A 25292-nucleotide genomic window follows, 5' to 3' on the forward strand; every position below is an offset into this window, starting at 1 on the left:
GCGGCCCCTTTCTCTTTGCTAAAGTGGCAGGATGGTGACTTGCTCTCCGGCGGTTGCCGGGGGCGAACCTGCGGGCCGCACGATAAGGCATTCCGCTTGGGCGAGCGCAGCGGTCGCAGCGCTGTCCTGCGAGGTGACCGACACCAGCCCATCGGCAGTGTGGAAGGCGCGGAGATAATCATCGCGCTCGCCCGTCGCCGGAAGCGGCGCTGCAAGTGATGCGATCGCGGAGCGCGGGAGCGGATCCGCCGCACCGGCCAGGTGGCGGACGAGCGGCAGCAGGAACAGCGTGGCGGTCACGAAGGCGGATACGGGGTTTCCGGGCAGGCCAAGGAAGATGCTGTGCCCGAGCTTTCCGGCCATCAGAGGCTTGCCGGGCCGCATGCGGATCTTCCAGAAATCGAGACTGCCGCCCGCTGCTGCAAAGGCGGGGCGAACCAGATCATGATCGCCAACCGACGCCCCGCCGGTCGAAAGGATGATGTCGGCCTTGGCGGAGTTTTCCAGCGCCTTGGTCAATGCTTCGAGGTCGTCGGGGATGATGCCGATGTCGATCACCTCCGCTCCTATGGCGCCGAGCATCGCAGCAAGCATGGGCGCATTTGAGCAAGGGAGGCAGCCGGGCGGGGTGGGCGCTCCAGGGGGGACAAGTTCATTGCCGGTGGAGACCAGGGCGACGCGGGGACGCGCGCCGACCGGAAGGCTTCCATGTCCACCCAGGACGGCGAGCGCGATCTGAGCGGGGCCGAGCGCTGCTCCGGCTGACAGGAGCCGTTGGTTCACAGCGAAATCCGTCGCGGTGGCTCGAACATGCCGCCCTGCCTTCAGCACGTCGCCGCGCGGATATAGGAGCCCATCGCGAAGCTCGGCATCTTCCTGGATCAGGATGGCGTCCGATGCAGGTGGAAGTGGCGCGCCGGTGAAAATGCGGCAGCTCTCCCCGTTCGCCAGTGGCGGGGGGAGGGCAGCTCCCGCCGTGCTTTCGATGGCGATCCGCCAAGGGCCGGGCCATTCTGCTGCCTTGATGGCGTAGCCGTCCATCGCGGAGAGATCGGCCCAGGGTTGGTCGCGCAGGGCAAATATGTCGCGTGTCAGCCACCGGCCTGCACAGGCAGATGCCGCTACCTCCTCCTCTGGCAAGCGGCTGCCCAGCGCGAGTAGGCGAGCTTGGGCCTCCGCGACAGGGAGCAGGCTCATGGGGCCCGCCAGTCGCCCGACTTACCGCCCGATTTGGCAAGCAAGCGGACGTTGCCGATAACCATGGCTTTATCCAGGGCCTTTGCCATGTCGTAGATGGTGAGCAGCGTTGCGGAGGTGGCGGTGAGTGCTTCCATCTCGACGCCTGTCTGCCCAGCGCTTCTCGCGGTGGCCGTCACCTTGACGCCCTGTGGCTCAAGCTCGAAATCGATGGAGACGGACGTCAGCGCTATAGGGTGACACAGGGGAATGAGGTCTGCGGTCCGTTTTGCCGCCATGATGCCTGCGACGCGAGCCACAGCGAGCACGTCGCCTTTCTTGACGAGGCCCTGGGCGATGGCGGCCGATGCTTCGGCGCTCATGGCGATATGACCCGTAGCAATCGCTTCGCGGGAGGTTATTTCCTTTGCCGAGACATCGACCATATGGGCCGATCCATCTTCATCAAGATGGGTGAGCTTGCTCATGCGCCGGTCAGCAGCGCATGGGTCGCCGCTTCTACATCGGCTTGGCGCATCAGGCTCTCACCCACCAGGAAGCAGCGGACGCCATGTTCGGATATGGCGACGAGATCCGCATGACTGCCCAAGCCGCTCTCTGCAACGAAGGTGCAACCTTCCGGCGCTTGGCCGACCAGTTCGTAGGTACGAGCGAAGTCTACGCTGAAGTCACGCAGGTCACGGTTGTTGACGCCGATCAGCCGTGAACGAAGCTTGAGTGCGCGCTCCAGTTCATGCGCGTCGTGCACCTCCACCAGCGCGTCCATGCCGAGGCCGAGTGCCGCGTCCTCGATCTCTGCCATTTGGCCGTCATCAAGCGCGGCGGCGATGATGAGGATGGCGTCGGCGCCTAGCGAGCGGCTTTCCAGCACTTGCCAGGGGTCGACCATGAAATCCTTGCGCAGGACCGGCAGGGCGCAGGCGGAGCGGGCGGCCATGAGATAGTCGTCATGGCCCTGGAAATAGGGCTCGTCCGTCAGGACGGAGAGGCAGGCGGCGCCTGCGGCGGCATAGGCCTGGGCATGGGCAGGCGGGTCGAAATCTTCGCGGATGAGACCCTTGGAGGGGCTGGCCTTCTTTATCTCGGCAATGAGGCCGAAGCCTGAACGTGCGGCGCTGTCGAGAGCTTGCCGGAAACCACGCGGAGGCGTTTGTTCGGATGCGCGGGCGTGAAGCGCTGAGACGGTTGTGGCAACCTTGCGGCGGGCCACTTCCTCACGCTTCGTGTCGCAGATTTCGATCAGCTTGTTCGTCATTTATAGGCAATCCAGCAGTTGAGCAGCGCATTGGCAAGGCCGCGATCGATGGTTTCGGCCGCTTCCTCGACGCCTTCGCGCAGGTCCGCAACGGCGTCCGCGACAAGCAGCGCTGCGGCGGCGTTGAGAAGGACGGCGTCGCGATAGGGGCCTTGCTCGCCCTGAAGAAGGGCGCGGAGGGCAGCGGCATTGTGCGCAGGGTCGCCGCCGCGAATGGCTTCCACGGGATGCGTGGGAAGCCCAGCGTCGGCAGCGGTAAGCCGGCGCATGGCGACGAGTCCCTGCGCGGTGACTTCCGCGACGTCATTGCCGCCCGCGAGCGACAGTTCGTCCAGACCCTCGTCACCCGACACGATCATGGCGTGATCGACGCCCAATTCGGCCAGCGCCTCGGCGTAGATGGGCACATAGGCGGGACGGGCAATGCCGACGAGTTGTCGGCGGACCGCTGCCGGATTGGCGAGCGGCCCCATCAGGTTGAAGATGGTGCGCTGGCCAATCGCTTTGCGGATTGGGCCAAAGCGTTTGAGCGCGGGATGATGTTTTTGCGCAAAGAGGAAGCAGATGCCGAGATCGCCAAGCGTGGCCTCCGCTGTGTCGGCGGCGCGATCAAGGTCGAGGCCAAGCGCTTCGAGCGTGTCGGCGGCTCCGGCTTTCGAAGAGGCTGCGCGATTGCCGTGCTTGGCGACAGGAACGCCAGCGGCAGCGACGACGAGGCTGACGGCAGTGGAGACGTTGAGCGTATGATGCCCATCGCCGCCAGTGCCGCAGACGTCGATTGCGCCAGCAGGCGCAGTGACCGGGATCATGCGGGCGCGCATGGCGCGCGCAGCGGCGGCGATTTCCGTGGCGCTCTCGCCGCGCTTCGCCATGGTGACGAGAAAGGCTGCGATGTCCTCTTCGGGCAGGGCGCCGTCGAACAGAAGATCAAAGGCGCGTGCAGCCTCGGTTGTGCTCAACGGCGTAGCGGGATCAGGCAGGCGGGTCATCGCGCCTGCCTTAATCACGATGGCTGGCAGGAGTCGAGGGCGGGGTATGGGAAAGTCGCTGTCCGGGCCGCTGTGGGCCGCAAAATTCAGGCGGCGGCGCGTTCCCGGACCGGAATGCCGGCGATCCGCATGAAGTTGGCCAGCATGTCATGCCCATATTCCGTCGCGATGCTTTCCGGGTGGAATTGGACCGAGTGGATGGGGAGGCTCTGGTGACGGAAACCCATGACGGAGCCATCCTCGCTAGTCGCATTGACGACGAGCTTATCGGGAATGTCTTCCACGATAAGCGAGTGATAGCGGGTGGCGGTGAAGGGAGATGGGATGCCCGTAAAGAGGCCGCTGCCGTCATGGGTGACGGGCGACGTCTTGCCATGCATCAGGCCGCCGCGAACGACTTGGCCCCCGAAATGCTGTCCGATCGCCTGGTGGCCAAGGCATACGCCGAGAAGCGGTGAGCCTGCATCAGCGCAAGCGGCTACCAGGTCGAGGCTGACCCCTGCTTCATTTGGTGTGCAGGGACCGGGCGAAAGCAGGAATGCGCTGGCGCCGCTGGACAGCGCCTGGCCTGCGGAGATGGCGTCGTTGCGAACGACCTCAACCTCGGCGCCCAGCTCCATGAGGTAATGGACCAGGTTCCAGGTGAAGCTGTCGTAATTGTCGATGACGAGGATCATGGGATGAGGGCTATAAAGATTGAAGTGCGCTGGGCCAATCGGAATCAGTCCGCCAGCGCGTTGAACCCGTGTGCGGCCTTTGCGTTGTCCTTCCGAAACGAAAATGAGGGAAGGTCGTATGAAACGCTATGCCTATGGTTGGATCACGGCCCTGTTTTTCCTGGTGTCGATCGCGGGGCACTGGCTGTTTGGCTGGTGGGCCTATGTCGATGAGGCTCGATCGCATGGGCAGGTGCCTGAGTTGGCGTCCTATGCCGTCGAGATGGGGCGGGATACGTTCGAGAATTGGCAATCAGAATTTCTGCAGTTGATCTGGCAGGTCGTTGGCCTCGCCTATTTCCTTTATGTGGGATCGCCTGCTTCGAAAGAAAATGACGATCGGCTTGAAGCCAAGGTTGACGAGCTGCTGAAGATCGCTGGCGGCAAGGATGCCGAGCAGCTGATCCGTAAAATCGATGATCGTTATCTGCGTGCCGGTGGGCATGCGAAGCCGCACGGCCATGATGTGGGGCGAGAATGACTTGCAACGGGAACCGGGCCGCACCTCAGCCGCTTTCTCGCAATATCGTTCGTGAGGAGGACAGAGATGGCCAAAGCTGAGTTTACCGACGCGATCGCCCTGTTGAAAGCCGATCACCGCAAGGTCGAGGAATTGTTCGAGCAGTTTGAAAAGGCGAAGGCTGCGAACCGTAAGCAGGAAATCGCGCGTCAAATCTGCACGGAGCTGAAGATCCACACGATGATCGAGGAGGAGATTTTCTACCCTGCTTTCCGCGGGAAGATCGAGGACGACACGCTGGATGAAGCTTATGTCGAGCATGACGGGGCCAAGGTGCTGGTCAACGACATCGAGGCCGGATCGCCCGAAGACGATTTCTACGACGCCAAGGTCACGGTGCTGTCCGAAGAGATCAAACATCATGTGAAAGAAGAGGAGCGGCAGTCCGACGGCATGTTCGCGCAGTGCCGCAAGACTGATGTAGATCTGGTGGCGTTGCGTGACCAGATGATGGCCCGCAAGCAGGAATTGATGGCGCAGGCGAAGGCGAGCGGTTTGCCCGTGGCGAAGCCCAAGGCCGTGCATCTGGTCGCCGCCTGATCCGGCAGTTGAAAAAGCCGGCGCATTATCCCATATGCGTCGGTGCCGGGTTTGCCCGGCTATGGTGATAAATTGTGTCGTGCAATAGGCGCAGCGGACCCGGGGGCAGTACCCGGCGGCTCCACCACATGTCCCGCATTCCGGGGTGTCTGACGGGGCCGAACTAGGATCGACGTGTGTTGAAAAGCGATGTTTTCACCCGGCCTGAGTAAGCCGTAAAAATGTTCAAAACACGTAAGTGCCAACGATAACGAGGCTCTTGCTCTTGCTGCGTAATTGATGGCCTCACGGCCAGACATTACTCAAAAAGAACGCGGTTGAACCCACCGGGCAACAGAAGGGAATTCAGCGGCTTCCGGAGGAGCCGGGCAACAGAATCCTCCGGACCTTGCCTGATCGTCTGACCTTCATCATCTTGCCAATGAGCGGACTGCATTGTCGCGCGAAAATACTGTTCACCGCATGCGCCCGAATCGGGTCTATGCAACGAAGACATTGCGATTACACTTTTATGACAGTTGTGCGAAAATCTTATAACGTGCTGAAATAGAACGGATAAAATTCCTTTATCATGTCCTTTCGGTCAGTTGTAGTCCTGTCATCAAGATGAAATAATCCCGGCTATTGTAGAAGGTTTTTTCGGGAGAAATCGGATGGTGAGAATGGCGGCGATAGTTGGGCTGGCGCTGGCGGCAAGCATGTCCAACGCTGCTGCGGCAGCGTCTGATGAAGTCGTGGTCGTAGGCGTGCCGGACGGCCGATTGGCCGCTCCCGCACTGATAGCGAGAGATTATGAAAAAGCGGCCCGCCGATTGGCGCCTATGTGGCCGGAAGGCGCAAATGATCCTGCTCGCCTCATTAACCTGGGCAACGCCTATGCAGGGCTTGGTAGAATGAAGGATGCGCGCGAGGCGTATCGTTCGGCGCGCTTTGCCCCCGAGTCCACTCTGCTGCTCGCCAACGGTGAAGCGGCATCGTCGCGCGACGTTGCGCGCCGCGCGCTCGGTCGCCTGGAAGCCAGCTACGCGATGCGCTGAGGCTTCGGTCTCTGCTGAGGGAGAAGGCGTCATCCGCAAGGGTGACGTTTTTCTTTTACGCGGGCTTCGTCGTTGAATTGCAACAATAGTCTTCAAAACGTCATTTTAAAGTCACGCTTTCGTCACTGAAGCAAAATGCGCCTGTCATGTGCCGCCCTTAGCTGCCGCGATTGAGGGCGGCAGGGGGCGTTGTCCGATTCGAAAATCCCCTTCGCTCCGCATCCAATCACAAACCGGCAACGCCGGAGCGGAGACGACATGGTCAAGACTAATCGCATCACTAGCATTCTGATGGCGGGCTGCGCCTGCGCCGCGCTGAGCGCTTGCGGCGCCGACGACATCGCATCGCCCGGCGAAGGAACCATCGTCCTTCCCGCTCCGACGCCGACGCCCACGCCGGGTACGCCTACGCCCACGCCGGGCGTCGTGACCCCGGCCGCGAACTGTCCGAGCATTGCAGGATCTGACCAGCTGACTGATCTCGGCACCATTTCCAACGGTACGAGCACCTGGCGCAATTGCGGCTTCCCGGCGCGCTTCAACAGCTCAACCGCGATCGCGAAGGTTGCGGGCGTCATCTATTCTATGCCGGGTCGCGTCGATGTAGGCACCGATCAGGGCGCGGCTAGCACCAACACCGCCGTGACGCTCAGCATCGATCCGGGCGTCGTCATCTTCGCTGGCACTGGCAACACCTTCCTGGCGGTCAATCGCGGCAACAAGATCAATGCGGTTGGCACCGCATCGCAGCCGATCATCTTCACCAGCCGTGAAAACGTTCTGGGCACCGCCACTGATCAATCGTCGGGTCAGTGGGGCGGCGTCGTGCTGCTTGGCCGCGCGAAGATCACGGACTGTCTGGCTCCCGCTGCTGCTGCGGGCACCACGGCCTGTGAACGCGACACGGAAGGCGCGAGCAACGCCCTGTATGGCGGCGCGAACGACGCCGACAGCTCGGGCCGTATGAGCTATGTGCAGATCCGCTATTCCGGGTTCGTCCTTTCGGGTTCCAGCGAGCTTCAGGGCCTGACCCCTTCGGGCGTCGGCACCGGTACACAGCTTGACCACATCCAGGTCCACAACAGCTCCGACGATGGCATCGAAATCTTTGGCGGCAGCGTCCATCCTCGCTACCTGGTGCTAACCGGCAACGAAGACGACAATCTGGACACTGACGTCGGTTTCCGCGGCACGGTTCAGTATCTGCTGAGCGTCCAGCGCGAAGGCAATAACATCGGCGACAGCTTCCTCGAGACCGACTCCAACGGCGGGTCGGCGTCTAACAACGGCGAAGACGTGCTGCCGCGCCAGTATCTGAAGGTCGCAAACTTCACGGCCATTAATCGATCGACCACTGGCTCGAACGGCTCGGCGATGCTGCTGCGCGGCGGTGCTGACCTGACGCTGGTCAACGGCCTGATTGTCAGCCCCACCCAGACCTGCCTGCGCATCGACAGCGCCACGACGGTTCGCGATGCTGACACGGCTCTGCAGGATGCAGGCAAGCCGCGCTACATCTCCGTTTCGATGCAGTGCCTGCCGGCAACGCCCTACAAGGGTAACAACGGCGTGACCGCAGCAGTGGTCCAGTCGATCTTCGAAGCCGGCCCAAACAGCACGATCAGCTACACCCCGTCGCTGACCAGCCTGTTCATCAACGGTGCGACTGAAACGGCGCGTCCGGCGACCGATCCCAAGACGATCGATGCCGCTTTCACCACGACCAACTATGTCGGCGCGGTCAAGGACAGCAATGACACCTGGTATGCCGGTTGGACCTGCAACTCCGTGACGGCGAGCTTCGGCAGCGCCAGCGGCAATTGCACGGCCATTCCGACGACCTGATCTGACCTGACCTCAACAGGGGCGGGGGAGCGTGCAACGGCGCTTCCCCGCCCTCTTTGCAAAGAATTTCATCCCAAGGGGGACCTAAGCCATGTCGAAGCCGCTCAGCCTGGCTCGCCTGCTGCTCATTACATCCGCGCTGTCCGCTCCGTCGGTGATGGCGCAGACCTCAACCGGTTCGACGCCCTCGGCAGGCGATTCCGCTCCGACGTCCGGCGTTCCGAGCGCTTCGGAAGAAGCCGACGCGCAGTCCGGCAATGTCGATGTCTCGATCCCTGGTTCCGATATCGTCGTGACCGGCCGCCGGACAACCAATGTGTCGCGGGCAGCGCCGCAGGTCGTGAACGTCCTGTCGGCCGCAGACATCAAGCGCACCGGCGAAGGCGACATTGCGGGTTCCTTGCAGCGCGTCACCGGCTTGTCGGTCGTGTCGGGCGGGTATGTCTATGTGCGCGGCCTTGGTGACCGCTATTCGCTGGCGCTGCTGAACGGTTCTCCGCTGCCCAGCCCCGAACCGCTCAAGCGCGTCGTCCCGCTCGACATCTTCCCGACGAGTGTGATCGCATCGACATTGGTTCAGAAGAGCTTTTCCGCGAACTTCCCCGGCGAGTTCGGTGGCGGCGTCATCAACCTGACGACCAAGGCCATTCCAGTCGAAAGCTTCCTGGAAATCGGCGTCGGCAGCTCGGCGAACACGGAAACGTCGGGTCAGCTTGGCTACACCCATTATGGCAGCAAGTCCGACTGGACCGGCTTTGATGACGGCACCCGCGACCTGCCGGGGCTCCTTGCCAACGCCATCAACAGCGGCACGCCATTTTCCAACATTCCACGCGCGGACCTGCGCGCGATTGCGACCCAGTTCCAGAACAGCAACACCTCTGTCGTGCAGCGCACGAACAGCTTGCCGTTCAACTTTTCCGCCTCGATCAACGGCGGCACCGCTTTCGATGTCGGCAGTGATGGCCGCTTTGGCGTTCTTGCCACCGCATCCTATAGCAACAAGTGGCGGACGCGTGAAAACCTGCAGCAGGCGTCGCTGGATGTCGCCGCAGGCGCGGGCCGCAATTACAACCAGATCAGCACTGAAAATGATGTAACGGTCAATGGCCTGCTCGGCTTTGGCCTTGAACTCGGCAATCAGAAGCTCCGCTGGACCAACGTCTATATCCGCGACACGCTGAAACGCAGCGCTCTGGCGATCGGCCAGAATGACGGCCAGATCCAGGGTGCGGATTATCTCAACCAGCAGACCGGCTGGTATGAGCGGCAGCTGATCGATACGCAGCTGGTCGGCGAATTCAAGCTGAGCGAAGGGCTGAGCCTGGACGTGCGCGGCGGCTATGCCAATTCGCAGCGGGAAGCGCCCTATGAGCGCGAGTTCGAATATGTCCGCACCAACCGCGATCTGGCAGTCGATCCTGTTGGCGACCGCTTCGTCAATGCGCTCAATCGCCAGCGCGGCGACGCGTCGATCACCTTCAGCGACTTGAATGAAAATCTGTGGTCGGCTGGTTGGGATCTCAGCTACAAATTCTCGCGCGATGTGTCGGCGACGGTCGGTTATGCGTTCAGCGACACGAAGCGCCGATCCTCCCGCTACGAACTGCATTTCGACGCCACCAACCTGCCGGTGCCGGTGCAGCAGTTGCGCCCCGACTATCTGCTGTCGGATGCGTCGATCCAGTTGTTCGATATCAGCCTGCTGGAATTTTCGGGCAATTATCCCGTCTATGACGCTGCCCTGCGTACCCATGCGGGCTATGCCCAGGTGAAGGCATCGGTGCTGCCGGGTCTGTCGTTCGACGCTGGCGTCCGCTATGAAAAGGGGCGGCAGTCCGTGACCGGCGTCGATGTTTACAGCACCGGCGTGACGCCGTTCAACCAGATCCGAAAAGACTATTGGTTGCCCGCTGTTACCGTCACCCTTGAAGCGGCGAAGGACCTGCAATTCCGGGTGAGTGGATCGAAGACCATCGCTCGGCCGCAGTTCCGCGAATTGATCGCCCAACCCTATCTGGACACCGAGTCCAACCGCTTCTTCCGCGGCAATCCTTTCCTGCAAGACAGCGAGTTGTGGAACGGCGATATCCGTGCAGAATGGTATATTGGGCGTGAAGAACGGCTGACAGCCGCTGCCTTCTACAAGAAGATCAAGAACCCCATCGAAACCTTCACGACGATCACCGACACCTATGCGGTGACGACCAGCTTCGCCAACGCACCCGAAGCGCAGCTGTACGGCGCGGAGTTCGAGGCGCAGAAATATCTGCCGCTCGATGGCTGGTCGAACTCGCCGTTTTTTCAGACGCGTCGGATCGTCCTGATCGGCAATTACACCTATACCCAGTCGAAACTGAAGGTGAGTGAGGGGGATACGACCATCCCTTATAGCTACACGACGGGCCCTTTGCCTGCCGCGTCGGACTATTTCCAAGATGGCGCTCCGCTGACCGGTCAGTCGGACCATCTGGTGAACTTCCAGATCGGGCTAGAGGATACGGACAGGCTGTCGCAGCAGACGCTGTTGCTCACCTATGCCAGCCCCCGCGTCACAAGCCGTGGGCCCAATCTTCAGCCTGACATCAAGGAAAAGCCGGGCCTGACGCTGGACTTCGTCGCGCGTCAGGGCGTGACCCTGCCGGGTGGGGTGAAGAGCGAGTTCAAGTTTGAAGCCCGTAACATCACCGGCCGCAAGTTCCAGGAGTTCCAACAGCTTGGCGGCAACAAGGTGTTCTACAACCGCTACAAGATTGGGACCACCATCGCGGCTTCGCTCACCGTAGCCTTCTGATCTCATCGGCAATGTCTAAGCAAAGCGGCCGATTCGCATGGCGTGGGTCGGCCGCTTTGCCGTTTACAGGGTTCGTGCGTTCTCCCGATCTGTGATAGCCGATCAAGGCAATCGGAGGCTGCGGTGGATCAGGAAGTCGAACTGAAACTGGAACTTTCGCGCGAAGCGGCGGATGCGTTTCAGCAACTGCCCCTGCTGCCGGAGGACGTCCAGCGGGCTGAACTTCGCGCCATCTATTTCGACACTCGCGATCGGCAGCTTCAAAAGTCGGGATATACGTTGCGGGTCCGCAAGTCGGGAAAGAAGCGCGTCCAGACGGTCAAGGCCGATGACGGCGGCCAGGGCGGCGGCATTTTTGCGCGCGCCGAATGGGAAATGCCTGTCGCCTCTGATGAGCCGGTGATCGATAGCCGTACGCCGCTTGCCGCTATCCTAGGCGATGCGGCGGAAATGGTCGAGCCTGCCTTCGAAGTCGAGGTCGAGCGGCGAACATGGATTGTGAAGGAAGGCGCGGCCGAGATCGAGCTTGTGCTCGACCGTGGATGGGTGCGCGCAGGCGAGCGGCAGGCGCCGATCTGTGAGGCCGAGCTGGAGATAAAGACCGGGGAGCCCGCCGTGTTATTCTCCCTGGCGCGCCATATAGAGGCAACCGTGCCGGTGCGGCTGGGAGTCGTGGCGAAATCCGAGAGGGGGTATCGGCTGCTTGCGTCGGCGCCTTCCTGCTTCAAGGCTGAACCGGTGACGCTGAACGCTGGCGCCAGTGCGCAAGAGGCGTTCGCAACGATCGTCCGGGCTTGTGTGCGGCAATATCGGCTGAACGAAGATTTGCTGCTGGATCAGTATGACCCCACGGCCTTGCACCAGGCGCGCGTGGCCGTTCGGCGGCTCCGTTCTGCCCTTACTCTGTTCAAGGCGAAGTTGGCGGACCAGGATGTCACGCGATTCCGGGAAGATTTGCGATGGCTGGCCAGGTTGCTGGGCGAAGCGCGCGACCTGGATGTGCTGATCGAGCGGATCGATCTCGGCGGTCTGCATGAGCAGATCAGCGAGGCCCGGGCAGTCGTTCATGGACGAGTGATCGAAGCGCTCCATTCCCCTCGCGCGCGTACGCTGATGTTGGATATCGTGGAGTGGCTGACACTTCGCGGGGGTGACGGTAAGCACGATGAGAGAGCGGAGGCATTTGCCGCCGACCGCTTGCAGCATTTCCATCATTGGATGGTCAAACACGCGGCCCGCCTGGCCAAGCTGGACGATGAACATCGTCATGAAGTACGCAAGAAGGCAAAGAAGCTGCGCTACGCGGCGGAATTCTTCGCAAGCCTCTTCGCTGGCAAGAAGCAGCAGCGGCGTTATGGCCGCTATATCGAAGTGCTGGAAAATTTGCAGGATGAGTTGGGCGCGCTCAATGACCTTGCCAGCACAGGCACGATATTGGCGCGGCATGGGCTGCCGATCGATGCTGAACTGTCAGGCAGCGCGCGCAGCAAGAAGAAACTGTTGGCTGCGGCTGAGGACGCTTATGAGGCGCTGGCGGACATGAAGGGCTTTTGGCGCTAAGACTCCACCCAAATCTTTTCCCGATACCATTTGGTGATGATGTATTTGACGCCACTGCGCACCTTCATCCCATGGTGCAGGCTGGAGTCATTACATCGGCCTGTTTCCAGACGATTGTTCCAGGCCAACAGCTTTCCGCTTTCCGGTTGCACCATTTTGCCGATCTTCACGAAACGGGTCGCGCCGCCCGCCGAAGGTTGATTGAGATAGACCATCAGCGTCCAGGTGCGATTGCCGGAAAGGGAGCAGTAGCGCACGAAGTCCAGCCCGGCGGGATCGAAATAGTCGGTATGGGGCTTGAATTCCTGACCCACGGCATAGCGCTGTCCCTGAATTGGTTCTCCGAACGCCGGATCGATGCCCGCAAAGGCCGCGAGCTTTTCGTCGATTGCGGCAACAAACGGGTCCGCTGTGTCAAGATCGCATGTCTCGCTGGTGCGGAAGGCCGTGTCTCCATTGGCATCGGCGATGGTGGAGGGCCGACGGCGCGCTTCTATCCGCGCGATCAGCCCGGTGCATTCCTCCGCCGTCAGGAAGTGACGCTGAATAAACAGCGTGAGGTTGCGCCTAGGCACCCGCTGCACGCGTGGATGTGAAGCGATCCATTTCGGGTCGGCATCGGCAGCTACAGGGATGGCAGGGCTCGGCATGAGCGCTGCACTGGGCGAGTGATATGACATTTTTGCTACCGTCTGACGCTCTAAATGCAAGCGCCGTCGCTTGCGGATTGCGCCTGTCATGGATAGGTCACATTTTTGTCATCCAGCAGTAAAAACAATTGCCTAGCAGCGCGGGTGTCAAGGGGGATCACCAAGTTCCATGCGCGTGCCGTTTCGTAGTAACTTTCAGGGCCTTAGCAGCCGCCTGGCACCCATCGATTGGCTGCGGGTGGTCGAGAAGCTGTTGCTGGGGCTGCTGACGGTGCAGTGCGCGAGGCTGATCTGGGCGCTGCTGACGCCGGTCGGCAGCTTTGGTCCCTGGGAAGGGCGGCAGGCGCAGTTTCCGAATTTCGCTGCGCGTCAGGCGCTCTTCTCAAGCTTCGACCCCTTTTACCGCGCTGGTCCGCAACAACCGGCCAACGGCGGCGTGGTCACTTCGCTTGCGCTGACCGTCTATGGCATCCGGTTGAACGAGGGGTCTGGCCTTGGGTCGGCGATCATCGCTGGACCTGACGGCGTGCAGAACAGCTTTGCGGTGGGTGACGAGATATTGCCCGGCGTCCTGTTGAAGGCCGTGGCGTTCGATCATGTCACCATCGATCGCGGCGGCGCGGAAGAGCAGATATTCCTTGATCAATCCCAGCCCGCGCCCGCTGCTGCGCCGGGCGAAGGCGGCGCCGTTCCGGCACCGGCGGGCGGCATCGACAATCCCACGGCGGACGGGCTGAAGCGCGACATCGGCTTTGCGCCCCGCATGCAGAATGGGCGTATCACGGGCCTCTTCCTGACGGCCAGGGGACCCACTTTCCAGAACGCCGGTTTCCAGCCCGGCGATGTCATCACCCAGGTCGATGGACAGCCGGTCGGCTCGCCCAGCGACCTTCAGGCGCTGCAGGGCAAAATCATGCCCGGGGCGCGCATTTCCCTGGCCGTCGAGAGGGGCGCTGGCCTTTCGACGATCAACCTGACCCTGCAAGGCCAATGACCAGAAAACTCCTTCTTTCCGCTGCTACTGCCCTCGCGCTCGCGTCGCCCATGGGCGCGCCGGTCCTGGCCCAGCAGACGCTCAACGTCCGTGACGCTGACATCCGTGCCTTCATCCAGGACGCCGCGCGAGTGACAGGGCGTACCTTCATCATCGACAATCGGGTGCAGGGGAAGGTGTCGGTCGTCACCGACCGGCCGTTGTCGCGATCGGAATATTTCGAGATCTTCCTGTCGACCCTGCGCGCCAACGGCCTTGTGGCCGTGCCGGCGCCGGGTGGGGCTTATCGCATCCAGCCAGCCGATGGCGCGGCGGGGCAGCCCAGCGTGGTGGGCCGTGGGGCTAATCGCAACCAGTTCGTGACGGAGGTCTTTCGCCTGCGATCGATCGATGCGGCAAGCGCGCTGGAAACCTTGCGGCCGCTGGTCAGCAAGGATGGGTCAGTGACCGCCAATCGCGCGGGCAACAGCGTGGTGGTGGCGGATTATGCCGACAATATCGGCCGCATTCGCCAAGTGCTGGCTCGGATCGACCGCGACACGGCGGCCACGCTGACCGTCACTCTGCGCAATGCGGGCGCGCGGGAAATCGCGACATCGCTTCAGGCGCTCGTACAAAGCAGTGGCGAAGGCGCACAACGAGCGGCGACGATCGTGCCGATCGACAGCAGCAATTCGGTCGCGATTCGTGGCGATGCCGGGACGGTGGCGCGGCTGGCGCAAATGGCGCGCGACCTTGACCGGCAAGCGGCGAGCGGCACGGAAATCCGTGTCTACTGGCTGGAACATGCGGACGCCGAAAAGCTGCTACCGGTATTGCAGCAACTGGTGGGGCAATCGACCGGCTCTGCTGTGACATCGTCGGTCCCAGCGGCGGCGGGGGCTCCATCGGCCGTGCCTCCAGCATCGGCCGCGCCTGCGGTGATGAACGCTGGCGGATCATCAGGCAGCGGCATTTCGACGCGCGGCCCAGCGATCGTCACTCGCTATGAAGGGGCGAATGCGATCATCGTCGCGGCCAACAGTGATGTGCAGCGCATGCTGGGCGAAACCATCCGGCAACTGGACACGCGGCGCGAGCAGGTTCTGGTGGAGGCGATCATCGTCGAGATTAGCGACGCCGCCGCCAAGAAGCTGGGCGTGCAGTTCCTGATCGGCAGCACGAAGACGGGCTTCGCGGCGACCAACTATTCCAACGCTTCGCCCAATCTGCTGACTCTGGCGGGGGCTGTTGCTGCCAATGATCTTGGCACGACCACGACAACGGTAGTGGCGCCTGATGGAACCAGAACGACAACTGAGACCCGTCAGAATGGCGACCTAGCCAACACATTGCAGCAGGCGGCAGTCGATAGTCTGATGAACGCGACCGGCGGCTTTGGCGGGGTGGCGACACAGATCGGACGCAACGGCATCTTCGGCGCAATCATCAACGCCGTTCGATCCGACACGGACAGCAACATCCTGTCGACGCCCTCTGTCATGACCCTGGACAACCAGAAGGCGTCGATCCTGGTCGGGCAGCAGGTGCCGATCACTACCGGCGAAGCGCTGAGCCAGAATTTCGACAATCAGTTCCGTACGGTGCAGCGGCAGGATGTCGGCATCAAGCTGGAGGTGAAGCCGCAGATCAACACGGGCGGCGCGATCAAGCTGTTCCTGAAGCAGGAAGTGTCGAGCGTCGCGGGGCCGGTGTCGAACAACAACAGCGACCTCATCATCAACAAGCGCGAAATCGAAACAACGGTTACGGTCGATGATGGCGAGATATTGGCACTGGGCGGACTGCTCGACGACAATGAGCGCAAGACGATCGAGCGTATTCCGCTACTGTCCGATATTCCGGGCCTTGGTGAGCTGTTCAAATCGCGCAGCAAGAGTCGGAGCAAGACGAACCTCATGGTCTTCATCCGCCCGACGATCCTGAGGTCGAAGGAAGATGCGCAGCGGCTGACGCAGCAACGCTATGGCTATGTGCGGAACATGCAGATGGCGCGCAATCCCGATGCCGAACCCAGCATCGATGAACTGGTGCGCGACTATATGGGCGCGACGCCGCCTGCGCCTATGCAGGCTGGCGATGCGGTGGTGCAGCCGGGAGCCGAGGCTCCGCCTCAAGCACAGGTGATCGAGCCGACGATGCGGCAATCGAGCGGCGTGGTGCGGCCAGTGGACGTTCCGGCAAGTGGAGAACGACGGTGACGGACGCAGGCCCGCAAGGGAGCGAGCCCCTGCACCTTGCACCGCGTGCCGTCGATATTCCCTATGTCTTCGCGCGCAAGCATGGCGTCGTCATGCTGCCGCTGGACGGCGAGCGGCTGATCATCGCCGTGCGCGAGGGGAGCGATCCGCGCGTACTGCTGGAGGTGCGGCGGCATCTGGCGCGCAGCTTCGACGTGCGCTTCGTGGATGGGCCGCAGTTCGATCGGCATTTGTCCGACCATTATGCGATGGAGGGCAGCGCGGCCGCCATGGCGGGTTCGCTGGAAGTCGGGGCGGACGAGCTGGACATATTGGCCGCCGACATTCCAACCGCTGACGATCTGCTCGACAGCGCGGATGACGCTCCAGCGATCCGCTTGATCAACGGCATCATTGCGGAGGCTGCTCGACAGGGCGTTTCGGACATTCATATTGAGCCTTATGAAACGGGGCTGATCGTGAGGATGCGGATCGACGGGGTGCTGCGCGAAACCTTGCGGATGCCGCCGCATGTCGCGCCGGTCGTCGTGAGCCGTATCAAGGTGATGGCGCGTCTGGACATAGCGGAGCGGCGGGTGCCGCAGGATGGGCGCATCGGGCTGACGCTGGGCGGCAAGTTGCTGGACGTGCGCGTTTCGACGCTGCCGAGCCGGGCGGGGGAACGGGTTGTGCTGCGTATTCTCGACAAGGAGAATGCGGGCATGAACCTTGACCTGCTGGGCATGGCGGGGGCGGCGGACCGGATTTTTCGTGAAGGATTGCATGAACCGAACGGGATTATCCTGGTCACGGGTCCTACAGGGTCGGGCAAGACGACGACGCTTTACGCGGGGCTGAGGCAGTTGAACGACGGGACGCGCAATATCCTGACCGTGGAGGACCCGGTCGAATATGCGGTCGAGGGGGTCGGGCAGACGCAGGTGAATGCGAAGGTGGGCCTGACCTTCGCGGCCGGGTTGCGGGCGATCCTGCGGCAGGACCCTGATGTGGTGATGGTCGGCGAAATTCGCGACCGGGAGACGGCGGAGATTGCCGTTCAGGCATCGCTGACGGGGCATCTGGTGCTGTCGACCGTGCATACCAATGATGCGGTCGGCGCGATCACGCGGATGCGGGACATGCGGGTGGAGCCTTTCCTGCTCGCATCGACATTGCGCGCGGTGATTGCGCAGCGGCTGGTGCGGCGGCTGTGCCAGCATTGCCGCGAGCCGGTGCAGGCGGACAAGTCTGCAAGCGCGCTGCTTGGTTTCGATCCCGGAACGATCATCTATCGGGCGCGGGGTTGCGAGCAGTGCAACGGAACCGGATACAAGGGCCGGATCGGGGTGTTCGAAGCGATCCGGGTGGACGACACGATCCGCCGCCTGATTAATGATGGCGGCGATGAATCCTTGATCGCGCGGCACGCTTTCCTGAACGCACCCAATCTGGGGTCTGCGGCGCGGGCATTGGTGCGCGACGGGCAGACCACGGCGGAAGAAGCCATCCGCGTGTCGCGGCGCGATGCGGCGGAGGTGGAAACCATCGCCGATGGCTGAGTTCGATTATCTGGTCATCGATCCGGCGGGCAAGGAACGCACCGGCAAGGTGAAGGCCGAGACGGTCGAGGATGCGCGCGCGAAGCTGGACGCGCGCAAGTTGTTCATCGTGCGGATCGAGCCGGGCGTGGTGGAGAAGGCGGCCAGGCGCGCAGCCTTTTCCCTGCGCGCACCGAGGCTGTCGGCCAAGGAATTGACGCTGTTCACGCGGCAGCTTTCGACGTTGATCCAGGTGAGCCCGCTGGAGGAATCGCTGCGGACGATCGGGCGGCAGAGCGAGCAGGAGCATGTACGCGCGATCGTCAGCAAGGTGCATTCAGGCGTACTGGAAGGGCGGCGGCTGGCGGATGCCCTGGGCGCGGAGCCCAGGAGCTTCCCGGCACTGTATCGGGCCATGATCTCTGCGGGTGAAAGCTCCGGCAGCCTGCCGACGATCATGGAGCGCCTGTCCGACCTGATGGAACGACAGGCGGTGATCCGGTCCAAGGTGCTGACGGCGATTGCCTATCCAAGCGTGCTGGCTGCCTTTGCCGTGTGCGTGGTCGCGGCGCTGATGATCTTCGTCGTGCCAAAGGTCGTGGAGCAATTCGACACGGTGGGGCAGGACCTGCCGCTGCTGACACGAATGGTGATGGGGATTTCCGCTTTTCTTGCGGGCTATTGGTGGCTGCTGGCGATCCTGATCGCGGTGGGCGCTTTTGCCTTCTGGCGCGCCTTGAAGGTCGAGGCTTTTCGCTATCGATTTGACGCGACGTTGTTGCGGCTGCCGCTGCTGGGCAGGTTGATCCGCGACTTGCATGCCGCGCGCATGGCGCGGACCTTGTCGACGATGGTGGCAAGCCGCCTGCCATTGATGGAGGGTTTGTCGCTGACGACGCAGACGGTGCATAATCGTGTGCTGCGGCAGGCTTCGGAAGAGATTGTCGAGGCCATTCGCGGTGGCGGGAGCCTTTCGGCGGCATTGCGGCGCGCGGGCGTATTTCCGCCGCTGCTGGTCTATCTGGCGGCGAGCGGGGAGAGCGCGGGGCGGCTGGACACGATGCTGGAGCGGGCAGCCGATTATCTGGAGCGGGAGTTTGACAGCTTCACCTCCGCCGCGCTCGCCATGCTGGAGCCGGTGATCATCATATTGATGGGCGGGATCGTGGCGGTGATCATCTTGTCAATCCTGCTGCCCATCCTGCAATTGCAGAGCCTGACGGGGGCTTGAGGAGTGATTATGTCTATTTCCAGAGCCATGCGCTTTTTCCAGAAAGAAGAAGGGCACTTCAATAAGCCCGGTGCGGACGGAGGCCGGATCGCAGGCGAGGATGGCTTCACCTTTTCGAGGCGTTCCGCCGAACACGGCTTTACGCTGGTCGAACTCATGGTGGTGATCGTCATCATCGGGTTGCTGGCAACGATCGTGGCGATCAACGTCATTCCGGCGACAGATACGGCGCGGGTCGAGAAGGCGAAGGCGGATATCGCGACGATCGAGCAGGCGCTGGAGCAGTATCGGCTCGATAATCTGAGCTATCCTTCGCAGACGGATGGATTGCAGGCGCTGATCAACCCGCCCGCGTCACTGGCGCAGCCGCAACGGTATCGCCGAGGCGGCTATATTAAGAAGCTGCCGGAGGACCCGTGGGGCCGCGCCTATAGTTATGCGGTGCCGGGGCGGAAGGGCGCGTTCGACATCAGTTCGCTGGGCGCGGACGGCCAGCCGGGCGGCGAGAGCGAGAATGCGGATATTTATTCCAGCGAGCTTTGAGGCCGAGAGCTCGCCTTCCGACGAGTGCGGCTTCACCTTGATCGAGCTGATGGTCGTGTTGTCGATCATCGGCTTCATTTCGGCTGCTGTAGTGCTTGCCATGCCCGATCCGCGCGGACGGGTTGTCGAGGATGCCGATCGCTTTGCCGCGCGCGTTGCTGCCGCCCGCGACGAAGCGGTCGTGACCGCGCGGCCGATGGGGGTGTGGGTGTCCGCATCAGGCTATGGATTTCAGCGCCGCGATGGCGGGCAATGGGTGCCGGTGGAGGAGAAGCCGTTCGTGACGGCGAACTGGAAGTCGGGGACACGGGCGCTGCTTGGCAAAGACGGGCGGCAGCAGATTGGTTTTGATGGGACGGGGCTGCCGACCGATGCGATGACGGTGACCTTGGCCCGGGAGGCGGAGCGGGTGTCCGTCACCGTCGATATGACTGGAAAGGTCATGGTCGATGGGTAGGCGCTGGGTTTTCAAGCTTCTCTCTGAAAAGAAGGAAGAGGCCCTTCGATTGCCTACTTGCAGCAGGCGCTCAGGACAGGCTTCGACAAGCTCAGCCCGAACGGGTGAGGGGGCGGCTCTAGCGGGTGGAAGAACGGCTCCAGCGAGCGAGCAAGGCTTCACACTGCTGGAGATGCTGGTGGCGCTTGCCGTGTTCAGCTTGGCGGCGCTGGCGCTGGTGCGGTTGCAGGGGGTGACGTTGCGAACGGCGGCGGACCTCGACAGCAAGGCGCTGGGACAGATCGTCGCGCGCAACCTGATGGTGGAGGTGCAGACCGATGCCGCGCCGCCTTCGATCGGGAGCGAAGAAGGTGATGTCGAGAATGGCGGGCGGCGCTGGCATTGGGTGCGGATGGTGAAGGCCACAAGCGACAAACGGCTGTTGCAGGTCGACTTGACGGTAAGTGGGCAGGCGGGGACGTCGCCGGTCGTGTTGAGCTTTGTGCGAGCGGTGCAGTGATGAGGCGCCGGGATCAGCAGGGATCGGGGGCGAATACCGGCCTTCTCCGTTCCGATAGGACCGATCGGGGGGGAGGCCGGGCGCAGGCGGGCTTTACCTTGATCGAACTGCTGGTGGCGCTGATGATCTTCGCGATGCTGGCGGCGGCGGGCGTGCTGCTGCTCGGCAACAGCGTGTCCGCGCAGGCGCAGGTGAAGGCGCGGCTGGATGACATGGCGGCCGTTCAGCGGGCAGGCGGAGCGCTGGCGGCCGATCTTGGGCAGGCGGTGCCGCGCATTAGCCGGACAGAGGCAGGGACGCTCGCCCCTGCATTCTGGTCCCACCGGGAGGGCGAGGCCGTGCCGGTGATGCAGTTCGTGCGGGGCGGATGGGACAATCTGGGCGATTTGCCGCGCCCTTCGCTGCAAAAGGTCGAATATTGGGTGCGGCAGGGTCGGCTGGAACGGCGCACCTATGCGCAGGTCGATGGCGCGGCGGGGGATGAACCGGCCACGCTGCTGGATCATGTCGATGATGTCGCCCTGCGCTTTCGCGATGGGCAGGGCGAGTGGCGCAATGAGTGGATCCCGACGCAACCCGACCTGATGCCGCGCGCTGTCGAAATGACGGTGACGCGCACGGGCGAGCCGCCCGTTACCCTGCGCTTTCTGGTGGGACCCGGGCCTGCGGAGAAGCTGGAAGGGGAGATGGCCGGTGCCTGATCCCGGGAAGAAAGGCGAGCGCGGCGCGGCGCTGCTGACGGTGTTGCTGCTGGTCGCGGTGATGGCGGTGGTTGCTTCAACGGCGTTGGAGCGGCTGGCGCTTGCGACGCGTATGACGGGAAATGGCGGCGCGGTGGATCAGGCGCGCGCCTTTGCCGATGCGGGCGTTGAGATGGCGCGGCTGCGGATCGGAGATCTGGTCGCCGCCAGTCCGGGCAAGACGACGCTGGCCGGGAACTGGATGGGGACGCCGCAGCCGGTTGCTGTTCCGGGTGGGGCTGCGAGTGCGCGGGTGAGCGACGCGGGCAATTGCTTCAACCTCAACAGCGTGGTGGCTGGCGAGAATGAGTCCAATCTGAAGGTCCGGCCGGTCGGCGTGTCGCAATTCCAGGCATTGTTGCAGGCGCTGGGCATCGATGCGCGTCAGGCGCAGGTGGCGGCGGCGTCGCTGGCCGATTGGATCGACAGCGACAGCGTGCCGCAGCCGGGCGGCGCGGAAGATGACGCCTATGCGCAGGCGGCGCGGCCCTATCGCACGGCCAACCGCTTCATGGTGGATGCGAGCGAGTTGCGGGCTGTGCATGGCGTAACGCCCGCCATTTATGATCTGGCGCGGCCATGGGTGTGCGCATTGCCGACATCGGATCTGTCGCCGATCAACGTCAATACGCTGCTGCCGGGACAGGCGGTGCTGTTCGCGATGCTGCTCCAAGGACAGGTGAGCGTCGCCCAGGCGCGGCAATATTTGGTGCAGCGGCCCGCCGAGGGCTATGGCAGCACAGTGCAGTTCTGGGGGCCGCTCGCCGCCCAAGGCATCAATCCGCTCGAGGAAGCGGCCAATCAGGTCAAGCTGACCACAGGATTTTTCGGGGTGGACGTGACGGTGGACGTTGGGGGTACGCAAGTGGTTGAGCGGGCGCTGATCGATGCCCGGGAGAGCCCGGCCAGGTTGATCCGCCGCAGCTGGGGAACCGGCGCATGAGCGTGGCGGAGGGATTGATCGTTGCGCTGCCTGAAGACGGCGAGCCGCTGTGGATGCGGGTCGTCGATGGTGCGGTGACGCAACGTGGCGAGGGGGCGAATTGGTTGGCGGCATGCGGCCTGACGGCCTTGCCTGCCGACGCGGTGGTGATGTTGGTGCCGCCTGCTGCGATGGTGACTTTGCATTGGGCGGAATATCCCGAGCTCGCACCCCGGCAGGGTCGGGCGGCGGCGCGACTGGCGGCGCTGGCGGGCGGGATCGTGCCTGCCGACCAGCTTTTCGCGGCAGCCGATGAGAATGACGATCCGGCCCGGCCGCATGTCGTTGCGGTCGCGGCGCGCAGCGACATGCAGCATTGGCTGCTCTGGGCGCAGCATCATGGGCTGGACCCCGACATCATCGTGCCTGCGCCGCTGCTTCTGCCGGAGCCGGATGAGGGCTTTGCGCGCGGTTCGCTTGGCGGCGAGGTGATGCTGAGGGGACGGGGCGTCGCATTCGGTGGCGACCTGGCGCCGATATTGGCGGCTGGCGCGCTGATCGAAGACGTGCCTGCCGATGTGGTGGAGGCGCGGGCGGTCGACGCGCTGGAGCGGCCACCGCTCGACCTGCGACAGGGCGACTTCGCCAAGCGGGTGCGGCGGGTCGCGGACAAGGCCGTGCTTCGGCGGATTGTGCTGTGGAGCGGGCTGATCCTGCTTGTCAGCCTGCTTATTTCGCTGACGGGGCTGGTGCGGCAGCATGTGGCGGCGCGTGGACTGGACGCGGAGAGCCTGGCGCTGGCGCGGCAGGTGGTGCCGGGCGCGGGCGACCTGGCCCAGGCCGAGGCGGAGATCGAGCGGCAGCTGGCGGCGCGCGGGGCGGGGGCCTATGCCTTTACCGCGCCGGTGGCGGGATTGCTGAACGCCCTGCAGGAGGCGCCCGGCGTGTCGATGACGGCGCTGTCGCGTGATCCCGATGGGATGATCCGTGCGACGTTGGCGGCGGCGAAGGTGGAGGAGATCAACGCGGTGCTGGTGGCATTGCAAAGCGCGGGCTTCACCATCACGGCGACGCCTTCGCAGGACCCGGGCGGGCGCGCGCTCGCTGACATAACGGTGCGATCATGATGGACGCGGTGAAAACCATGTGGGGCGAACGATCGCCGCGCGAGCAATGGATGCTGGGCGTGATGTTCGCGCTGCTGGCGGTGGTGGTGCTGTGGCTGGGCGTGCTTTACCCGCTGGCGGCGGCGCAGCGGTCGGCGCGTGAGGCGCTGATCGAGGCGACCGACCGCAATGCGGCGATGCGGGCGAAGGTCAAGCTGCTCAAGACGCTGCCGCGTGGGGTGGCGGGTGCTTCTGCGACGGTGGGGATCGATCAGCTGGTGAGCCAGAGCGCGGGCGAAGCGGGGTTGACGCTGGAACGGGCAGACGCGCAGGGCGGCGCGCGCATCGAGATTGCGATGGCGTCGGTGCGGCCGGTGGCGCTGTTTTCCTGGCTGGCGGCGCTGGAGGCGCAGGGCGTGCGGGCGGAGACGATGAGCGCGCGGCCTTCGCCGACGGCGGGTAGCGTTTCGGTGCAGGCGGTGCTGGTGCGGGGGGCAGGGCAATGACGCGGCTCGGCTGGTCGCGGCGGACGCGGATTGGGATCGTGCTGCTGTTCGTCCTTGGGCTGATCCTGTTCATGCCGATGCGGATCGCGCTGGGGCTATCCGGCCTTGAACGGCTGGGCGTCGCCGCACGGGAGGTGCGGGGTACGCTTTGGAGCGGGCGGATGGACCAGCTTATGCTTGGCACGATGCCGGTCGGAACGGTCAACGCCGCCTTGTCGCCGGTGCAGTTGCTGATGGGACGGGCGCGATTCGATATTTGGCGGCGGCAGGGCGCGGCGGATGACCTGAGCGGCGCGCTGACGGTGGGGTTCGGTCGCGTGGGCATCGATGATGTGACGGGGACGGTGCCGCTCGGCCGAAGCTTCGCGCCGCTTCCGATCGCGAGTTTGGCGATGGAGGATGTGACGGCTTATTTTACCGGCGACCGCTGCGGTCATGCCGAGGGTCGGGTACGGGCGCAGATGGCGGGGCAGTTTCCGGGCCTCAACCTGACGCAAGGGCTGTCAGGCGTGGCGAACTGCGATGGTGAGGCGTTGCTGCTGCCGCTGGTGAGCCAATCGGGGTTGGAGAAGATCAACCTGCGGATATGGCGGTCCGGCCGCTATGTCGCCGAGATGCGGGTGGAGACGGCAGACGCGGCGCTTGGCGATGCGCTGGCGAAGGCTGGCTTTGCCGGGACAGGCGGCGCGCGGGTTTTGACGGTCGAAGGGACGCTGTGATCAATCCGCTGTGGGGGGTGCTGGGCGCGGCCGCGGGCGCGATCGCAGGCAGCTTTTTGGGGACGCTGGTGCTGCGCTGGCCGGAAGGGCGAGGCGTCGCAGGCGGACGGTCGGCCTGCGACGGGTGCGGGCGGGTGCTGGGCGCAATCGACCTGGTGCCGGTGATCAGCGCCCTGGCCTTGCGGGGACGATGCCGAACATGTGGCGCGAAGATCGACCCGCTGCATGGGTGGATGGAGGCGGGCTGCGCGGTTATCGGAGCGCTGGCGTGCGGGGCGTCGCCGGGGCTGGCGGGCGCGGGTTGGGCTTTGTTCGGATGGCTGCTGCTGACGCTCGCGGTGCTGGATTGGCGGCACTTCTGGCTGCCCGATGCGCTGACCTTGCCGCTCGCCTTTCTTGGCCTGACGCTGGGGCTGTGGGTGACTGATGTGACGCTAGCGGACCGGCTGATAGGCGCAGCGGGGGGATATGCCGTGCTGCTGCTGGTGGCCGTCAGCTATCGCGCGGTGCGGGAGCGTGAGGGGCTGGGTCTGGGGGATGCCAAGCTGATGGGCGCGCTGGGCGGATGGTTTGGCTGGCAGGCGCTGCCGTTCATATTGCTCATGGCGGCGAGCCTTGGGTTGTCGGTAGTGCTTTCCGGCATGGTTGGGGGGCGCAGGATAACGGCTGCCATGCGGGTGCCGCTGGGGACATTTCTTGCGGTCGCTGCGCTGCCGGGCTGGTGGGTGTTGGCGTTGATCCGCTGATGGACGTG

General features: G+C 63.5%; 24 protein-coding genes, 1 other RNA gene and 1 pseudogene. 20 read left to right on the forward strand and 6 right to left on the reverse strand.

The window, feature by feature from the left end; translation table 11 throughout:
• Nucleotides 1-18: 18 nt before the first annotated feature.
• The 5 genes from MU848_RS05835 to MU848_RS05855 form a co-directional block, all read right to left on the reverse strand.
• Entirely contained in the window at nucleotides 19-1197 is a 1179-nt protein-coding gene (locus MU848_RS05835; protein WP_247230801.1) for a molybdopterin molybdotransferase MoeA, read from the reverse strand.
• The gene (moaC, locus tag MU848_RS05840; protein ID WP_247230803.1) at nucleotides 1194-1664 is read right to left on the reverse strand and encodes a cyclic pyranopterin monophosphate synthase MoaC; all 471 of its coding nucleotides are present in this window, start codon (nucleotides 1662-1664) and stop codon (nucleotides 1194-1196) included. Before moaC ends, MU848_RS05835 begins: the two co-directional genes overlap by 4 nt.
• On the reverse strand, nucleotides 1661-2452 hold the full coding sequence (trpC, locus tag MU848_RS05845) for an indole-3-glycerol phosphate synthase TrpC (RefSeq protein ID WP_247230805.1): 792 nt from the start codon (nucleotides 2450-2452) through the stop codon (nucleotides 1661-1663). Before trpC ends, moaC begins: the two co-directional genes overlap by 4 nt.
• Nucleotides 2449-3441: an anthranilate phosphoribosyltransferase gene (trpD, locus tag MU848_RS05850; RefSeq protein ID WP_247231676.1), complete on the reverse strand. Its 993-nt coding sequence runs from the start codon at nucleotides 3439-3441 to the stop codon at nucleotides 2449-2451. The genes trpC and trpD overlap by 4 nt, the downstream gene beginning before the upstream one ends.
• Nucleotides 3442-3527: 86 nt before the next feature.
• On the reverse strand, nucleotides 3528-4118 hold the full coding sequence (locus tag MU848_RS05855) for an anthranilate synthase component II (RefSeq protein WP_247230806.1): 591 nt from the start codon (nucleotides 4116-4118) through the stop codon (nucleotides 3528-3530).
• 118 nt (nucleotides 4119-4236) lie between these two features.
• Here MU848_RS05855 and MU848_RS05860 point away from each other — a divergent pair, with 118 nt between their 5' ends.
• The 7 genes from MU848_RS05860 to MU848_RS05890 all read left to right on the forward strand — a co-directional run bounded on the left by MU848_RS05860 (nucleotide 4237) and on the right by MU848_RS05890 (nucleotide 12453).
• Nucleotides 4237-4638: a DUF6766 family protein gene (locus MU848_RS05860; RefSeq protein WP_247230808.1), complete on the forward strand. Its 402-nt coding sequence runs from the start codon at nucleotides 4237-4239 to the stop codon at nucleotides 4636-4638.
• A gap of 66 nt (nucleotides 4639-4704) precedes the next feature.
• Nucleotides 4705-5217, forward strand: a complete 513-nt coding sequence (locus MU848_RS05865; RefSeq protein WP_247230809.1) for a hemerythrin domain-containing protein — start codon at nucleotides 4705-4707, stop codon at nucleotides 5215-5217.
• A gap of 4 nt (nucleotides 5218-5221) precedes the next feature.
• Nucleotides 5222-5565: a transfer-messenger RNA gene (gene ssrA, locus MU848_RS05870) on the forward strand.
• A gap of 305 nt (nucleotides 5566-5870) precedes the next feature.
• Complete coding sequence (locus MU848_RS05875; protein WP_247230811.1) at nucleotides 5871-6254, forward strand: tetratricopeptide repeat protein; 384 nt, start codon at nucleotides 5871-5873, stop codon at nucleotides 6252-6254.
• Between the two features lie 258 nt (nucleotides 6255-6512).
• Nucleotides 6513-8099 (forward strand): hypothetical protein, encoded by a 1587-nt coding sequence (locus MU848_RS05880; protein WP_247230813.1) that lies wholly within the window; start codon nucleotides 6513-6515, stop codon nucleotides 8097-8099.
• A gap of 91 nt (nucleotides 8100-8190) precedes the next feature.
• On the forward strand, nucleotides 8191-10893 hold the full coding sequence (locus MU848_RS05885) for a TonB-dependent receptor domain-containing protein (protein ID WP_247230814.1): 2703 nt from the start codon (nucleotides 8191-8193) through the stop codon (nucleotides 10891-10893).
• A gap of 123 nt (nucleotides 10894-11016) precedes the next feature.
• Nucleotides 11017-12453: a CYTH and CHAD domain-containing protein gene (locus MU848_RS05890; protein ID WP_247230816.1), complete on the forward strand. Its 1437-nt coding sequence runs from the start codon at nucleotides 11017-11019 to the stop codon at nucleotides 12451-12453.
• On the opposite strand, the gene MU848_RS05895 is transcribed toward MU848_RS05890, so the two are convergent.
• Nucleotides 12450-13103: a prolyl hydroxylase family protein gene (locus MU848_RS05895; RefSeq protein WP_247231678.1), complete on the reverse strand. Its 654-nt coding sequence runs from the start codon at nucleotides 13101-13103 to the stop codon at nucleotides 12450-12452. The two genes, MU848_RS05890 and MU848_RS05895, sit on opposite strands and share 4 nt — an antisense overlap.
• Nucleotides 13104-13272: 169 nt before the next feature.
• Between MU848_RS05895 and MU848_RS05900 the strand changes: the two genes are divergently transcribed.
• The 13 genes and pseudogenes from MU848_RS05900 to MU848_RS05960 all read left to right on the forward strand — a co-directional run bounded on the left by MU848_RS05900 (nucleotide 13273) and on the right by MU848_RS05960 (nucleotide 25284).
• Nucleotides 13273-14097: a type II secretion system protein N gene (locus tag MU848_RS05900; RefSeq protein WP_247230818.1), complete on the forward strand. Its 825-nt coding sequence runs from the start codon at nucleotides 13273-13275 to the stop codon at nucleotides 14095-14097.
• The gene (gene gspD / locus MU848_RS05905; RefSeq protein ID WP_201514595.1) at nucleotides 14094-16298 is read left to right on the forward strand and encodes a type II secretion system secretin GspD; all 2205 of its coding nucleotides are present in this window, start codon (nucleotides 14094-14096) and stop codon (nucleotides 16296-16298) included. Before MU848_RS05900 ends, gspD begins: the two co-directional genes overlap by 4 nt.
• Nucleotides 16295-17836 carry a type II secretion system ATPase GspE gene (gene gspE / locus MU848_RS05910; RefSeq protein WP_315862419.1) on the forward strand — a complete coding sequence of 514 codons (1542 nt, stop codon included), beginning with the start codon at nucleotides 16295-16297 and terminating at the stop codon, nucleotides 17834-17836. The genes gspD and gspE overlap by 4 nt, the downstream gene beginning before the upstream one ends.
• Entirely contained in the window at nucleotides 17829-19046 is a 1218-nt protein-coding gene (gspF, locus tag MU848_RS05915; RefSeq protein WP_097091954.1) for a type II secretion system inner membrane protein GspF, read from the forward strand. Before gspE ends, gspF begins: the two co-directional genes overlap by 8 nt.
• Nucleotides 19047-19073: 27 nt before the next feature.
• Nucleotides 19074-19589 (forward strand): type II secretion system major pseudopilin GspG, encoded by a 516-nt coding sequence (gspG, locus tag MU848_RS05920; RefSeq protein WP_380800648.1) that lies wholly within the window; start codon nucleotides 19074-19076, stop codon nucleotides 19587-19589.
• Nucleotides 19561-20046 carry a GspH/FimT family pseudopilin gene (locus tag MU848_RS05925; protein WP_281494305.1) on the forward strand — a complete coding sequence of 162 codons (486 nt, stop codon included), beginning with the start codon at nucleotides 19561-19563 and terminating at the stop codon, nucleotides 20044-20046. The genes gspG and MU848_RS05925 overlap by 29 nt, the downstream gene beginning before the upstream one ends.
• A 145-nt stretch (nucleotides 20047-20191) precedes the next feature.
• Nucleotides 20192-20545: pseudogene (gene gspI / locus MU848_RS05930) on the forward strand (type II secretion system minor pseudopilin GspI); the annotation flags it as partial.
• On the forward strand, nucleotides 20545-21246 hold the full coding sequence (gspJ, locus tag MU848_RS05935) for a type II secretion system minor pseudopilin GspJ (protein WP_247230822.1): 702 nt from the start codon (nucleotides 20545-20547) through the stop codon (nucleotides 21244-21246). The pseudogene gspI and the gene gspJ, both read left to right, overlap by 1 nt.
• Nucleotides 21239-22228 (forward strand): type II secretion system minor pseudopilin GspK, encoded by a 990-nt coding sequence (gene gspK / locus MU848_RS05940; protein ID WP_247230823.1) that lies wholly within the window; start codon nucleotides 21239-21241, stop codon nucleotides 22226-22228. Before gspJ ends, gspK begins: the two co-directional genes overlap by 8 nt.
• Nucleotides 22225-23334 (forward strand): type II secretion system protein GspL, encoded by a 1110-nt coding sequence (gene gspL, locus MU848_RS05945; protein ID WP_247230825.1) that lies wholly within the window; start codon nucleotides 22225-22227, stop codon nucleotides 23332-23334. Before gspK ends, gspL begins: the two co-directional genes overlap by 4 nt.
• The gene (gspM, locus tag MU848_RS05950) at nucleotides 23331-23819 is read left to right on the forward strand and encodes a type II secretion system protein GspM (RefSeq protein ID WP_247230826.1); all 489 of its coding nucleotides are present in this window, start codon (nucleotides 23331-23333) and stop codon (nucleotides 23817-23819) included. The genes gspL and gspM overlap by 4 nt, the downstream gene beginning before the upstream one ends.
• Nucleotides 23816-24538, forward strand: coding sequence for a type II secretion system protein N (gene gspN, locus MU848_RS05955; RefSeq protein WP_247230828.1), 723 nt, complete (start codon nucleotides 23816-23818; stop codon nucleotides 24536-24538). Before gspM ends, gspN begins: the two co-directional genes overlap by 4 nt.
• Nucleotides 24535-25284, forward strand: coding sequence for a prepilin peptidase (locus tag MU848_RS05960; RefSeq protein ID WP_247230829.1), 750 nt, complete (start codon nucleotides 24535-24537; stop codon nucleotides 25282-25284). Before gspN ends, MU848_RS05960 begins: the two co-directional genes overlap by 4 nt.
• The last annotated feature ends 8 nt before the right edge of the window (nucleotides 25285-25292 follow it).

Source organism: Sphingobium agri, from assembly GCF_023051225.1.
GTDB classification, from domain to species: Bacteria; Pseudomonadota; Alphaproteobacteria; order Sphingomonadales; family Sphingomonadaceae; genus Sphingobium; species Sphingobium agri.

What these genes read in the sequence shown, in the direction of transcription:
- gspL (WP_247230825.1), top strand. Translation starts at nt 22,225, where the DNA reads ATGAGCGTGGCGGAGGGATTGATCGTTGCGCTGCCTGAAGACGGCGAG.
- MU848_RS05865 (WP_247230809.1), top strand. Translation starts at nt 4,705, where the DNA reads ATGGCCAAAGCTGAGTTTACCGACGCGATCGCCCTGTTGAAAGCCGAT.
- gspN (WP_247230828.1), top strand. Translation starts at nt 23,816, where the DNA reads ATGACGCGGCTCGGCTGGTCGCGGCGGACGCGGATTGGGATCGTGCTG.
- MU848_RS05880 (WP_247230813.1), top strand. Translation starts at nt 6,513, where the DNA reads ATGGTCAAGACTAATCGCATCACTAGCATTCTGATGGCGGGCTGCGCC.
- trpC (WP_247230805.1), bottom strand. Translation starts at nt 2,452, where the DNA reads ATGACGAACAAGCTGATCGAAATCTGCGACACGAAGCGTGAGGAAGTG.
- MU848_RS05860 (WP_247230808.1), top strand. Translation starts at nt 4,237, where the DNA reads ATGAAACGCTATGCCTATGGTTGGATCACGGCCCTGTTTTTCCTGGTG.
- trpD (WP_247231676.1), bottom strand. Translation starts at nt 3,441, where the DNA reads ATGACCCGCCTGCCTGATCCCGCTACGCCGTTGAGCACAACCGAGGCT.
- moaC (WP_247230803.1), bottom strand. Translation starts at nt 1,664, where the DNA reads ATGAGCAAGCTCACCCATCTTGATGAAGATGGATCGGCCCATATGGTC.
- MU848_RS05895 (WP_247231678.1), bottom strand. Translation starts at nt 13,103, where the DNA reads ATGCCGAGCCCTGCCATCCCTGTAGCTGCCGATGCCGACCCGAAATGG.
- gspG (WP_380800648.1), top strand. Translation starts at nt 19,074, where the DNA reads ATGCGCTTTTTCCAGAAAGAAGAAGGGCACTTCAATAAGCCCGGTGCG.
- MU848_RS05900 (WP_247230818.1), top strand. Translation starts at nt 13,273, where the DNA reads ATGCGCGTGCCGTTTCGTAGTAACTTTCAGGGCCTTAGCAGCCGCCTG.
- gspJ (WP_247230822.1), top strand. Translation starts at nt 20,545, where the DNA reads ATGAGGCGCCGGGATCAGCAGGGATCGGGGGCGAATACCGGCCTTCTC.
- MU848_RS05925 (WP_281494305.1), top strand. Translation starts at nt 19,561, where the DNA reads ATGCGGATATTTATTCCAGCGAGCTTTGAGGCCGAGAGCTCGCCTTCC.
- gspM (WP_247230826.1), top strand. Translation starts at nt 23,331, where the DNA reads ATGATGGACGCGGTGAAAACCATGTGGGGCGAACGATCGCCGCGCGAG.
- MU848_RS05875 (WP_247230811.1), top strand. Translation starts at nt 5,871, where the DNA reads ATGGTGAGAATGGCGGCGATAGTTGGGCTGGCGCTGGCGGCAAGCATG.
- gspD (WP_201514595.1), top strand. Translation starts at nt 14,094, where the DNA reads ATGACCAGAAAACTCCTTCTTTCCGCTGCTACTGCCCTCGCGCTCGCG.
- MU848_RS05885 (WP_247230814.1), top strand. Translation starts at nt 8,191, where the DNA reads ATGTCGAAGCCGCTCAGCCTGGCTCGCCTGCTGCTCATTACATCCGCG.
- gspF (WP_097091954.1), top strand. Translation starts at nt 17,829, where the DNA reads ATGGCTGAGTTCGATTATCTGGTCATCGATCCGGCGGGCAAGGAACGC.
- MU848_RS05835 (WP_247230801.1), bottom strand. Translation starts at nt 1,197, where the DNA reads ATGAGCCTGCTCCCTGTCGCGGAGGCCCAAGCTCGCCTACTCGCGCTG.
- MU848_RS05855 (WP_247230806.1), bottom strand. Translation starts at nt 4,118, where the DNA reads ATGATCCTCGTCATCGACAATTACGACAGCTTCACCTGGAACCTGGTC.